Origin of the sequence: Nitratiruptor sp. YY08-26 (assembly GCF_016593215.1) — a bacterium.
GTDB lineage: Bacteria > Campylobacterota > Campylobacteria > Campylobacterales > Nitratiruptoraceae > Nitratiruptor > Nitratiruptor tergarcus.
Genome location: NZ_AP023063.1, coordinates 1,589,423 through 1,601,741, shown reverse-complemented (window position 1 = coordinate 1,601,741; position 12,319 = coordinate 1,589,423). Strand labels below are relative to the sequence as shown.

Sequence of the window (12,319 nt, the reverse complement as noted above, 5' to 3'; positions counted from 1 at the left end):
CAATTATACAAAAATTAAACAAAACTTAAAAGACAAAGAGGCTTGATGGAACATATCGATTTGATGGAAAAGCTCTCACAAAAGATTGATGATCTTCTTGATAAATATACAATATTGAAAGATGAGAATGAACGATTGCGTACAGAGCTTGTCACATGCAAAGCAGCAAGCGAAGAGAAAGATAAAGAGATTGAAAAGCTGCGTGATGAATTGGCAATGAAAAATTTAGAGATTGATGAGATTATCAAAAAGATAGAAAATCTTGTGAGTTAGCATTGCAAAAAGTAACCATTAAGATAGAAGGAAAAGAGTATGATATCCAGCTCAAGGAGGATTTTGCACAAAGTCTCCTTGAGGATCTACAAAAAGATCTCCCCCCTCACTCTTCGAATAGTATAAAAAATCTTCTCCATGCATATCTGAAAAAGTGTTACGATTGTTATGTTTTAGAAAAGAGATTGCAAGAGTTATTAAAAAAATTTCCAAACTGACTAAAAAAATAAAAAATCTGCCGATAATGAAAAATGCAGGAAGCCCTGCAAAAAATTTTTTTCAAAGGAGTCGTCATGAGACGTGGTGGTTTTACTATGATTGAGTTGATCTTCGTGATCGTTATCTTAGGTATCTTGGCAGCAGTTGCATTGCCAAAGTTTATAGGTGTGAGTGAGCAAGCAAGAGAAGGGAAACTGAAAGCTTTTGTAGGAACGCTCAATAGAACTGTGGGACCAACTATTTGGAGTAAAGCTATTGCAAAAGATGGGACGGGAAGAATAAAAAATTTAGGTGACGATGATAAAAAGTTAAGTCTTTATGTAGATATTCCTCAAGAGTTAGAAAATATCAAGTTTAGTGAGTGTGATGATAATACAAAGTTTAAAAAGATTGCAGATGTAAAGAAAGATATTGTACCAGGCGGATATGCAATCTATTGTAGAGATGGAGATTCAACTCATGCACCTGCATTTCAATTAAAAAAAGGTGAAATATTAATTGCAGGTCCTGCAAACTAAATCATGCAACGTTTAGCTTTTAGTATGATAGAGTTTATTTTTGTCATAGTAGTTCTTGGGGTTTTGGCTATGGTAGCCTTACCCCGCTATTTTACTGTAGAAGAGCTTGCGCAAAAAAATATTGCCAAAGCTTTTGCTGCTACGCTCACTAGAACTGTAGGACACTCTTTATGGTCAAAGTCTCTCTTTGCAGGGAAAAAAGGTAGTATAAAAAGTGATAATGATGGGGATAATTTTCTCTTCTATGGACGCCGTCTGGAAGTGTATGTCTCCATCCCAAAATATTTTGATAAAACAAGTGTTAATTTTAGTCAATGTGTTGCTCCTGGAAATGTAGCACATCCTTTTATTGCAAAAAATCCAAATGTAGGAGGCAAATATAACGTTTTTTGCCGTGATGGTAATGAAACCGATGCACCAAGGTTTGTTGTTGCAGCTAAAGATACATATAGTTTTTAGAGGAAAGAGACAATGGGCAGAATAAAAAAGGCCTTTACATTAATTGAGCTTGTTTTTGTAATAGTTGTATTAGGAATATTGGCTACAATTGCATTGCCAAAACTAGGTGGAGCAATGGATGAGGCGCAGATAAGCAATGCAAAATCGACTGTAACAGCAATACGTTCTGGCCTACAAGTCTATAAGAATCGTCATATACTCCTTGGACAAGATCCTTATCCTAGTGCTTTGGAAAACGACAGCTCTAAGCTCTTTTCCAATGTTCTTCCTCATCCAGTTACTCCTTCTACTAATCCTGGAGGTTGGAGTAAAGAGGGAAATTACTACATATTCCATGCCAATCAAGGGAAAATAGCTTTTAGCTATAATAAGGATACAGGCAAATTTTCTTGTATAGAAGGATCTCCCACGACTGTTGAAGGAGCGTGTAAAAATTTTTGATGCATTATTATGAAATAGCTCTTATCAATACCCCTTTACAATTAACATACTCTTCAAAAGATAAAAGAGAGATTGGGGAAGTAGTAGAAGTTAGCCTCCGCAATAGACACACAAGAGGCGTAATTGTACAGGAGATTACAAAACCAACATTCGAATGTCTTCCTATTGAAAATAGTACTTCCTTTTTTTACTCTTCCCAGCAGATAGCGATAGCACAATTTATAGCAAAATATTATGTCTCTAGTTTTGGTGAGGCTATAGGGCTTTTTGTGCCTTTTAAGGAAAACCAAAAGAAGCAAAATGCTCCCCTTCCAATAAAGAGCACCATTACCCTCTCATCCCAGCAGCAAGAGGCTGTGGAGTTTATTAAGTCTCATCCTGTATCACTTCTCTTTGGAGAAACTGGAAGCGGCAAAACAGAGATTTATATAGAACTCATCAAAGAGAAGCTAAGTGAGGGAAAGAGTGCTATTTTTTTGATGCCAGAAATCTCTTTGACCCCCCAAATGGAAAAGAGATTGCAAGCTGTTTTTGGTGATGCGGTAGTGATTTGGCATAGTAAACTAACAAAGAAAAAAAGAGAGCTTCATCTTGAAAAAATTTATGATAGTACTGCACGTGTTGTAGCAGGGCCTAGAAGTGCACTCTTTTTGCCACTACAAAATCTGGGACTCATTGTGGTAGATGAAGAGCATGACGATAGCTACAAGGCTTTAAGTGTTCCGAGGATCAATGCAAAAGATGTAGCTATATATATGGGTAAAAAATTAGATATTCCAGTGGTTTTAGGAAGTGCCACACCGAGCGTGACAAGTTATTACAAGTATCCTCATTTTCAATTAAAAAAGTTTTATCAAACAAAAAAAGATTTTCTTTTTGATACAGGCAATGGGTTTACTCCTACAATTATTGAAGAGCTCGAGCAGGTACTTTCCCAAAAAAAACAGGCTCTTATCTTTATTCCAACGCGAGCCCATTTTAAATATCTCATCTGCCAAGAGTGTGGAGAGGCTGTAAAGTGTCCTTACTGCGATGTAGGAATGAGCGTACATTTTGATAAGCGGGCTTTGCGATGTCACTACTGCAACTTTACTGAATTTATCCCCCAAAAGTGTCCTTACTGCGGAAGTGAGGAGCTAAGTACCAAGCGTATGGGAACTAGTGAGGCAGTTGAAGAGCTGCAAACTCTCTTTCCGCAAGCAGTGATAGAGAAATTTGATAAAGATGTAGTAACAACACAAAAAAAACTTGAAACGATTTTGCAACGCTTTAGTAATAAAGAGATAGATATTCTCGTTGGTACACAGATGCTCTCCAAAGGACATGACTATCCCGATGTTACATTGAGTGTGATTTTTGGGCTCGATTTTTTGCTTGCTATGGCTGATTATAGAGCACGAGAAAAGGCTGTGGCACTTTTGCTACAGATTGCAGGACGAGCTGGAAGAAGAGAGGATGCGAAAGTAATTGTACAGACAAAAAATGTTGATTTTTTCAAAAGGTATCTAGATTTTAAGCTCTTTTTACAAGAAGAGCTAGCCTTGCGCCAAGGATTTTATCCTCCTTTTGTGCGCTTAGCGCTTTTGCGGTTTTCGCACAAAAACCGTCAAATAGCACAAGAGGCGATGGAGGAGGTATTGCAGCGTTTGCAAGCTTTCAAAAGTGTAGAGATTGTGGGATATGGACCAAATGCTATTGAGAAAATCGCTGGGAAGTTTCGCTTTCATATTCTGTTAAAAAGCGCTTTTGCAACAGAGCTTCTCAAAGCGATTTATGCTTCTAAAAATGAGTTGTGTGAAGTGGATATAGATCCTGTCAATTTTACATAGGATTTTCTTGAAAATTTACTACTATTTTATTTTTATGATATAATTTTAATTCCCCTCCCCCTATGTAGCAGCAGGGCATCTGCTCTGCTGTGAATTAATTTAGATTTTTTATTGAAATGAAAATATATTTTCGTTAATATTTCGCTCCAAAATCCAAAAAATCTCTAAAAGGTTAAAGAATGAAAAAAGGTATCCATCCAGAGTATGTTGAGTGCGAAGTAACATGTGCGTGTGGCAACCATTTTGTAGTGCTTTCAAATAAACCACAGTTAAAAATAGATATTTGCAATAAATGCCATCCATTTTTCACTGGAAGTGAAAAAATTGTTGATACAACAGGTCGTGTAGATAAATTTAAAAAGAAATATAACTTGAAATAATTTGCTCACCCTTGTTCCTACTCCTATCGGCAATCTCGAAGATATAACCTTCAGGGCTCTTCGTGCCCTAGAAGAAGCTGATATTTTACTGTGTGAAGATACGCGTGTAACAAAAAGACTTCTTCATCTACTTTCGCAAAAGTATCAAAGAGATTTTGGCGCAAAAGAGTTTATAGCTCTCCATGAACACAATCAAAAGAGCTTTCTTGCAAAAATTGATCCTTCTTTTTTTACTCGTAATGTAGTATATGTGAGTGATGCAGGTATGCCAGGTATAAGTGATCCGGGAGCACTTTTGGTACAGTATGCACAAGAGCATGGAGTGCTATACGATGTATTGCCGGGAGCCAGTGCAGTAGTGACTGCTTATGCAGCAAGTGGATTTGAGGGTGGTTTTTGCTTTTTTGGCTTTTTACCTCACAAAGGAAATGCAAGAAAAAAGGCTTTGCAAGAGGTTTTAGCATCCCAAAACAACGCTGTTATTTATGAAGCTCCCCACAGACTCCTGAAACTTCTTAATGAGATTGCTGCAATCGATCCACAAAGAGTTCTCTTTTTAGCAAAAGAGCTTACCAAATCGCATCAAAATTTTTTCAAAGGCCAAGCACAAGAGCTGGCACGCCAAATACCTCAAGAGAATGTAAAGGGAGAGTGGGTTGTGGTAGTTGAGAGAGGATCCAAAAAAAGAGAAGCAATTACTCTTTCATTAGAAGAGATTTTGCAACTACCACTTCCAAAAAAAGATCTTGCCAAACTCTTAGCGCAAGTTAGCGATAAAAGCGTTAAAGAGTGGTACACTTATCTTAATGAAAATTAAGTTTGAAAAAGATAAAATCTCTTTATGATAGTCTATGGCAAGCAGATATTTACCTATATTGTAGACAAGCACCCTCATATTATCAAACATGTCTATGTGAGTAAAGAGTTAGATAAAAAAGATTTTGCAAAACTCCGGACTCTAGGTATAAAAGTTGTAAGGGTAGACAATAAAAAGGCGCAAAGTCTGAGCCGTGGTGGTAATCATCAAGGAGTTTTGCTCGAAATTGACGATTTTTCATTTGCCACACTGCAAAGTATAAAAGAAGAGAGTTTTTTAGTTTTGCTCTATGGCGTAACGGATGTTGGCAACATTGGTTCAATTGTTCGCAGCGCGTACGCTTTGGGTGCAGGTGGAGTGGTTGTGAGTGGATTGAAGTCTTTGAAAATGGAAGGAGTAATTCGTAGAAGCAGTGGCGCAGCCCTTGATCTACCAATAGTGCTCTATCCAAACCTTTTGGATCTTATGAAAGAGCTGCAAGATAGTGGTACAAAGATATATGGGGCCGATATGCAAGGCGAAGATGTGAGAAAAGTACACTTTGTTGGAAAGAGAGCGATACTTTTAGGAAGTGAAGGGGAGGGTCTTCCCAAAAAAGTACTGCAAAAATGTGATAAACGGTTACAAATCAAGATGGAACGAGAATTTGATTCTCTCAATGTAGCAGCTGCAGCAGCAATTTTTATAGATAGGATGAGAGATGAGTGATCTTGATAAACTCAAAAATATGGATCCCGAAGAGATATTTAAAAAAACATATATTGCTCCAAAGATTATACGGGCTCTCATTGAAGAGGATTTTAAAAAACTCTCTTCAAAAAGTAAAGCTTTAGGTTTTATCAAAATTTTGGAAAAGCAGTTGGAGCTCGATCTTACAGAATTGCGCCAAAAAGTAGAGGAGTATTATGAAGACAAAATTGATTATCAAAATGCTTTTGCAATTGAAGAAAAAGGAATAGAACGTCATACAAATCCGTTTTTAAAAATCTTTCTTTTTATTATTATTCTCATTGCTGGGATCTATCTCTATTTTGATAAATTTGCACCAAAAGAGGAGCATAAAGCAAAAAAAGAATTTTTTGCACCAAGCAAAAGTTCTCTCTCTTCTACTCTATCTAGCCAAAGTTCTCTATCGAGTGTAAATAGTAGTTTGCAAAATAGTAGTGCATCTGTAGAGGCTTTGGAAGAAAAGAGAAGCCAAGAGACGCCTAAGGTTGCAGTTGCTCAAGAAGTAAATGGCACGCAAGAAGCAAATAGAACACAAAATATGGTACAAGTTGTTGAAGAGAATATAGCTCAAGCTACTGAAACAAACAGTACACAAGAAGAGTTAGCTATCACACCAAGCATCACTATAATTCCTAAGCGAAAATTATGGGTAGGAATTATCTATCTTGATAACTATAAGCGAAAAAACTATCTCACCTCTTCCCCAATTGAACTCAATATCTCACGAGATCAGCTTATCGTAACAGGACATGGTATGCTGCAAATTGATATCAATGGAGAGATTCAAGATCTTAGCGAAAAAGGTAAGCAGCGCTTTTTGTACCGGGCAGGAGAACTGGAGCGCATCGATAGAAAGACCTTCAAACAGTATAACAGGGGCAAAGATTGGTAAGGCTCTTTGCTGTTTTGTTGCTTCCTCTTTTGCTCTTCGCAGCTTCAATAAAGGAGAAGGTAAAAGAGATAATAGGAACTGAAAAATTTAATCAATCCCTTCTTATTATCAATACAGTCTTTGCAAATGAAAAGAGGTTTATGCACGACTCTCAGGTCGATATGCTTAAAATCTTGCAAACTCTCAAAAAACTTGGGTTTATAAAGAGTAGTTTAGAAGCACCACAAAAACAGAGTATTGAGCTTTACTCTTTTACAGCAAATCCCCTAGTGTATAAACTTTTTTTGCGCTCTATAGAAGAGGCTGGGGTATTTCGTTACCAAATTGATCGTATCGTGCAAGATGATGATGGAGTATTTGCTCGTCTCTCTTTTTATTCAAGCTTTATTGCTGATCCGGTGAAAATCACGAAATTCTTGCATCACTATGGAGCAAAAGTACTCAGTGTGGTGGTAGAAGAGAATAGTTGGCGCTACTATATCGATTTTACTCAAGCAAGATTTGCTGCTTTATCTTTGCAAAAAGAGCTACATATTCCAAATATCCGCAAAGGAGTATGGATTGAGAGTAATGGGTTCACTTCTTTTTTGATAAAGAGTCATAGAAAAAACCACTGGCATCCGAGGATCTATATCTATGATTCCAATCTCAACCCAGTAGATGTGATTAAAAAAACAAAACGAGTCAAAAAGTTGCGTTTAAAATTGCCAAAAGGTTTCTATTATATTAAAATTGCAGATACATTTACCATCGACAATATAAAATACGGCATCGATATCTATGCTTTAGAGGATAAGTAACAATGTTTGATGAGATTAGATTCAATAAAATTGATAGATTACCAAAATATGTTTTTGCAGCAGTCAATGAGATTAAAATGGCTGCACGCCGTGCTGGTGAAGATATAATTGATTTTAGTATGGGAAATCCTGATGGTCCCGCACCACAACATATAATCGATAAACTCATAGAAGCTGCACAAAAGCCAAAGAATCATGGATATAGTGCGAGTAAAGGGATTTATAAGTTGCGCCTAGCAATTTGTAACTGGTATGAGAGACGCTATGGTGTGGCTTTAGATCCTGAGAGTGAAGCTGTGGCCACAATGGGAAGCAAAGAGGGGTATGTCCATCTTGTGCAGGCTATTACTAATCCTGGCGATGTAGCAATTGTTCCTGATCCTACATATCCGATACACTCCTATGCTTTTATACTCGCTGGTGGTAGTGTGCATAAGATGGAGTTACAATACAACGAAGAGTTTGAAGTTGATGAGGAGAGGTTTTTCAAAGATCTTCATAAATCTCTCAACGAAGCCTTTCCAAAGCCAAAATACCTTGTAGTCAATTTTCCTCACAACCCTTCTACTGCTACAGTGACTCCCGAGTTTTATGAAGAGCTCGTACAAATTGCAAAAAAAGAGCGATTTTATATCATCAGTGATATTGCATATGCAGATCTTACCTATGATGGGTATAAGACTCCATCTATTTTAACAGTTGAAGGTGCAAAAGATGTGGCAGTAGAGAGCTTTACACTCTCGAAAAGTTACAATATGGCTGGCTGGCGTGTTGGCTTTGTTGTAGGAAACAAAAAGCTCATCGGTGCACTACAAAAGATTAAGAGCTGGATAGATTATGGAATGTTTACTCCCATTCAAGTGGCAGCTACAGTGGCTCTCAATGGTCCGCAAGATTGTGTAGAAGAGATTCGTAAAAAATATGAAAAAAGAAGAGATGTACTAGTTGACTCTTTTAGTAGAGCTGGATGGCATATCAACAAACCGAAAGCTACGATGTTTGTATGGGCGAGGATCCCACAGGAGTTTCGCCAAATGGGAAGCTTGGAGTTTTCTAAAAAGCTTCTTACCGAAGCAAAAGTTGCTGTAAGTCCCGGGATTGGATTTGGCGAAGGTGGCGAAGAGTATGTGCGCATCGCATTGATAGAGAATGAAAAGAGAATCCGTCAGGCAGCCAAAAATATTAAGAAATTTTTAGCCAATTACAAGGAAATATAATGGTAAAAGTTGGCATTATTGGAGTAGGGACAGTTGGAGCGAGTGTTGTTAAAATTTTAGAAAAAAATCGCGATATTATTACCGCACGTGCTGGTAAAGAGATTAGAGTTGTCAAAGGGGTTGTACGAGATCTCTCTAAAAAAAGAGATCTTACTATTCCACTTACAACTGATCCCTATGAAGTGACAGACGATCCTTCAATCGATATAGTTGTAGAGCTTATGGGTGGGGTAGAGGAGGCTTATAAAATAGTAAGACGTGCCTTGGAAAATAAAAAAGCTGTGGTTACTGCAAACAAAGCACTTTTAGCCTATCATCGCTATGACCTCAAAGAGTTAGCACAAGATATCCCTTTTGAGTTTGAGGCAAGTGTTGCAGGCGGTATTCCTATTATCAAAGCTTTGCGTGAAGGGCTCAGCGCCAACCATATCGAAGCGATTAGCGGTATTATGAATGGAACATGTAACTATATTTTGACAAAGATGGCACAAGAGAGAGTCGCATTTGATGAAGTATTAGCAGAAGCACAAGAGCTAGGCTATGCTGAAGCAGATCCTACATTTGATATTGAAGGGTATGATGCAGCTCATAAGCTATTGATTTTAGCAAGTATCGCTTATGGAATAGATGCTAAGCCAGAAGATATATTGATTGAAGGAATTACAAATATAGATAAGCTCGATTTTGAATTTGCGCAAGAGTTTGGCTATGCAATTAAGCTACTTACAATCGCAAAAAAACGTGGCAATGAGGTAGAATTGCGCGTCCATCCTACGCTTGTTCCAAAGGATCGTATGATTGCAAAAGTTGATGGGGTGATGAATGGTGTAAGTGTCATAGGGGATGTGGTAGGTGAGACGATGTACTATGGTCCCGGTGCTGGAGGAGATGCTACTGCAAGTGCAGTGATTTCCAATATTATCGATATAGTTCGCGGGGGTAAATGCTCACCAATGCTAGGTTTCAAGCGCCCACTTGAATCTGGTATGCGATTAGCAGCTAAAGATGCGATAGAGACAAAATATTATCTTCGCTTTGTTGTGGAGGATAGACCTGGAATTTTAGCAAAAATAGCTTCTATTTTTGGTGAATATGCAATTTCGATAGAGTCTATGTTGCAAAAGCCGTCTTGTGAAGGTTTGGCAAATCTACTTCTCTCAACACACCAAACTACTGAAAATGCAATTCAAAAAGCACTTGAAGATCTCAAACAGCAAGAGTTTTTGAAACAAGAACCGGCTATGATAAGGATGGAAGAGTAGCTTAAGAGCCTATTTTACTCTTACTCTTGAGCTTCCCTTAACCCCCTACTGTGTAATATAGTAAAAAATATGGTGGAGAGGCGATGGTAATCGAGAGTGTCTGTACATACTGTGGGGTAGGCTGTGATATTGCAGCTGAAGTGGAAGAGGGCAAAATTAAACGTTTTTTTGCAAAAGAAGAGGGAGTTGTCAGTCAAGGAAAACTCTGTATCAAAGGAAAATATGGATGGGAGTATCTCTACCATCCTAAGAGACTGCGAGGAGCTCTTGTTAAAAAGAGTTTTGTAGCAAAAAATCAAGATCTTTTTACTAATGTAGCGCTCTCTTCTTTTGATGAGGAGTGGTATCGCCTCTCTTATGTTGATGCCTACCGCATAACAGCCAAAAAACTACAAAATATTATTCAAAAGTACTCTCCAGATAGTTTTGCAGCTATTGGTGGAGCGAGAACTAGCTGTGAGAGTGGATATCTGCTGCAAAAATTTACGCGTGAGCTTATTGGATCTCCCCATGTGGATAACTGTGCGAGGGTGTGCCACTCTCCAAGCCTCAAGGGTATGCGAGCAACCATTGGAGAGGGAGCAGCAACAAATCCCTTTGATGATATCTACCATACCGAAAATCTCCTTGTCATTGGCTCAAACACTACTGAAGCACATCCAATAGTAGCTAATCGCATTATAGATGTCATAAAAAAGGGAGTGTCACTTCATGTTTTGGATGTAAGAGAGATTACGCTGAGCCGTTTTGCTACGAATCATCTCTCTATCCCTTTTGAGACAAATCTTATGGTACTCAATATGATAGCACGCACTATTATTGAAAATGGATGGGAAGATAGAGAGTTTATTCAAAAGCGCTGTAAAAGATTTGAAGAGTATAAAAAAGCTTTATTCACAGATCCTTATAGTGATAGAGAGATTTTTTCACATATTCGAGGATATGAGGATCTGCCTGAAAAAATAGAAAAAGTTGCTTACGACTTAGCACACAAAAAGAGTCTTATTCTTTGGGGGTTGGGAGTAACAGAGCATATTGATGGCAGTTATGCAGTAATAGCAATTACACACTTAGCTATGCTCACTGGCAATATAGGCAAAACTGGAGCAGGACTTATGCCTTTGCGAGGACAAAATAATGTGCAAGGAACCTGCGATATGGGGATGCTGCCCTACTACTTGCCTGATTATAAAAAGCCACAAATCGAAGGTTTGATGACCCCTGATATTATTGATGGGATTGAAGAGGGGAGGATACATGCGATTTTTAATATGGGAGAGGATATTGCGCACATTCACCCCAATCAAAATAAAATCAAAAGAGCTTTAAAAAAACTGGACTTTCTTGTTGTTAACGAGATCTTTCCTAATGAAATTGTTAAATATGCCCATATAGTCTTTGGTGTAAAAAGTGCTTATGAAAAGACGGGAGTCTATGTGAACGCTGAGCGCAGACTCCATCTCTCACAGCCTATTTTAGATACAGATCTCCCTGATGATTGGGAAGTATTAACGCAAATTGCAAAGTATTTTGATAGAGATTTTACTTATAACTCCAGCGAAGAGATATGGAACGAGGTGAGAGTTGTGGCTAAAGATCGTTTTAGTGGGGCAAGTTATGAAAAGCTTGCTGCTAAGAGACTCCGAGGACTCCAGTGGCCAGTCTTTGAAGAGGATACACCAATTTTACATAAAGAAAAATTCCGCACAAAAGATGGTTATGGCTATTTTCGCTTCCAAGCTTATGAGTTGCGAGGTATGATGAAAGAGCTTTTACAAAAAAGAGATCCCCATTTTTATCTTACAACTGGGCGTATTATCGCGCACTACAACAATGCTGCACAGACAAAAGCGTGTGAATCATTATCCAAACGCCACAGAGAAGATATATTATTAGTGAGTGAGAAGGATCGAGAGTTTTTTGAAGGAAAAGAAAGGGTAGTGCTTGAGAGCAAGTATGGACGTAGCCATCCCCTCAAAATCAAATTTACTAAAGCTTTAAAGAGAGGAACGCTCTATACCACTTTCCATCATGCGCAGAGCCATATCAACTACCTTTTTGGTGATGAATCTGATAGCTTTGTGAAAACTGCCCGCTTTAAGAGTGTAAAAGTTAAAGTGATTTAATGGGTTTTACAAGCTACAAAAGGGGCAAAGAGGGGGAAGAAAAAGCAGTAGCATATTTGATTGAACAAGGTTTTATTCTTTTAGAGCGCAATTTTCACTCGCGATTTGGAGAGATTGATATAATCGCTATGAAAGATGAAATTTTACATTTTATCGAGGTGAAATATTCACCTAAAAATGATGCAGAGTATTTTATTACACCTCAAAAGATTGCAAAATTTGTGAAAACTATTGATTACTATCTTTTACGAAAGAAGTGGCAGGGGATGTATCAGATGGATGCAATCATAATAAAAGGAGAAAAAATCTCCTATTTAGAAAATATTTCAATTTGGGGTTAAGAAAAAGTAAGTATAA

The 12,319-nt window shown here is 37.9% G+C and carries 15 protein-coding genes; all 15 read left to right on the top strand.

Annotation, left to right across the window (positions count from 1 at the left end; genetic code table 11):
* Positions 1–45: 45 nt before the first annotated feature.
* The 15 genes from zapB (at position 46) to JG738_RS08535 (ending at position 12,303) form a co-directional block, all read left to right on the top strand.
* Positions 46–273 (top strand): cell division protein ZapB, encoded by a 228-nt coding sequence (gene zapB / locus JG738_RS08605; protein WP_084274660.1) that lies wholly within the window; start codon positions 46–48, stop codon positions 271–273.
* 2 nt (positions 274–275) lie between these two features.
* On the top strand, positions 276–491 hold the full coding sequence (locus JG738_RS08600) for a hypothetical protein (protein ID WP_201337510.1): 216 nt from the start codon (positions 276–278) through the stop codon (positions 489–491).
* Positions 492–566: 75 nt separating this feature from the next.
* A complete protein-coding gene (locus JG738_RS10595; protein ID WP_201337509.1) occupies positions 567–1,010 on the top strand; it encodes a type II secretion system protein in 444 nt (147 codons plus the stop codon).
* A 24-nt stretch (positions 1,011–1,034) separates the two neighbouring features.
* Positions 1,035–1,469 (top strand): type II secretion system protein, encoded by a 435-nt coding sequence (locus JG738_RS08590; RefSeq protein WP_201337508.1) that lies wholly within the window; start codon positions 1,035–1,037, stop codon positions 1,467–1,469.
* A 12-nt stretch (positions 1,470–1,481) separates the two neighbouring features.
* The gene (locus tag JG738_RS10590) at positions 1,482–1,910 is read left to right on the top strand and encodes a type II secretion system protein (RefSeq protein ID WP_305080193.1); all 429 of its coding nucleotides are present in this window, start codon (positions 1,482–1,484) and stop codon (positions 1,908–1,910) included.
* Positions 1,910–3,739, top strand: a complete 1,830-nt coding sequence (locus JG738_RS08580; protein ID WP_201338751.1) for a primosomal protein N' — start codon at positions 1,910–1,912, stop codon at positions 3,737–3,739. The genes JG738_RS10590 and JG738_RS08580 overlap by 1 nt, the downstream gene beginning before the upstream one ends.
* Before the next feature lie 179 nt (positions 3,740–3,918).
* On the top strand, positions 3,919–4,119 hold the full coding sequence (gene rpmE, locus JG738_RS08575) for a 50S ribosomal protein L31 (RefSeq protein WP_084274654.1): 201 nt from the start codon (positions 3,919–3,921) through the stop codon (positions 4,117–4,119).
* 1 nt (position 4,120) lies between these two features.
* On the top strand, positions 4,121–4,936 hold the full coding sequence (gene rsmI / locus JG738_RS08570; RefSeq protein WP_201337507.1) for a 16S rRNA (cytidine(1402)-2'-O)-methyltransferase: 816 nt from the start codon (positions 4,121–4,123) through the stop codon (positions 4,934–4,936).
* 24 nt (positions 4,937–4,960) lie between these two features.
* Positions 4,961–5,644 carry a 23S rRNA (guanosine(2251)-2'-O)-methyltransferase RlmB gene (rlmB, locus tag JG738_RS08565; protein ID WP_201337506.1) on the top strand — a complete coding sequence of 228 codons (684 nt, stop codon included), beginning with the start codon at positions 4,961–4,963 and terminating at the stop codon, positions 5,642–5,644.
* Positions 5,637–6,557, top strand: a complete 921-nt coding sequence (locus JG738_RS08560) for a hypothetical protein (RefSeq protein ID WP_201337505.1) — start codon at positions 5,637–5,639, stop codon at positions 6,555–6,557. The genes rlmB and JG738_RS08560 overlap by 8 nt, the downstream gene beginning before the upstream one ends.
* Positions 6,551–7,357 carry a hypothetical protein gene (locus tag JG738_RS08555; RefSeq protein ID WP_201337504.1) on the top strand — a complete coding sequence of 269 codons (807 nt, stop codon included), beginning with the start codon at positions 6,551–6,553 and terminating at the stop codon, positions 7,355–7,357. The genes JG738_RS08560 and JG738_RS08555 overlap by 7 nt, the downstream gene beginning before the upstream one ends.
* Positions 7,358–7,359: 2 nt before the next feature.
* Entirely contained in the window at positions 7,360–8,574 is a 1,215-nt protein-coding gene (locus JG738_RS08550) for an LL-diaminopimelate aminotransferase (RefSeq protein WP_201337503.1), read from the top strand.
* Positions 8,574–9,836, top strand: a complete 1,263-nt coding sequence (locus JG738_RS08545) for a homoserine dehydrogenase (protein WP_201337502.1) — start codon at positions 8,574–8,576, stop codon at positions 9,834–9,836. Before JG738_RS08550 ends, JG738_RS08545 begins: the two co-directional genes overlap by 1 nt.
* A gap of 83 nt (positions 9,837–9,919) precedes the next feature.
* Positions 9,920–11,962 (top strand): molybdopterin oxidoreductase family protein, encoded by a 2,043-nt coding sequence (locus tag JG738_RS08540; RefSeq protein WP_201337501.1) that lies wholly within the window; start codon positions 9,920–9,922, stop codon positions 11,960–11,962.
* Positions 11,962–12,303 (top strand): YraN family protein, encoded by a 342-nt coding sequence (locus JG738_RS08535; protein WP_201337500.1) that lies wholly within the window; start codon positions 11,962–11,964, stop codon positions 12,301–12,303. The genes JG738_RS08540 and JG738_RS08535 overlap by 1 nt, the downstream gene beginning before the upstream one ends.
* Positions 12,304–12,319 lie beyond the last annotated feature (16 nt).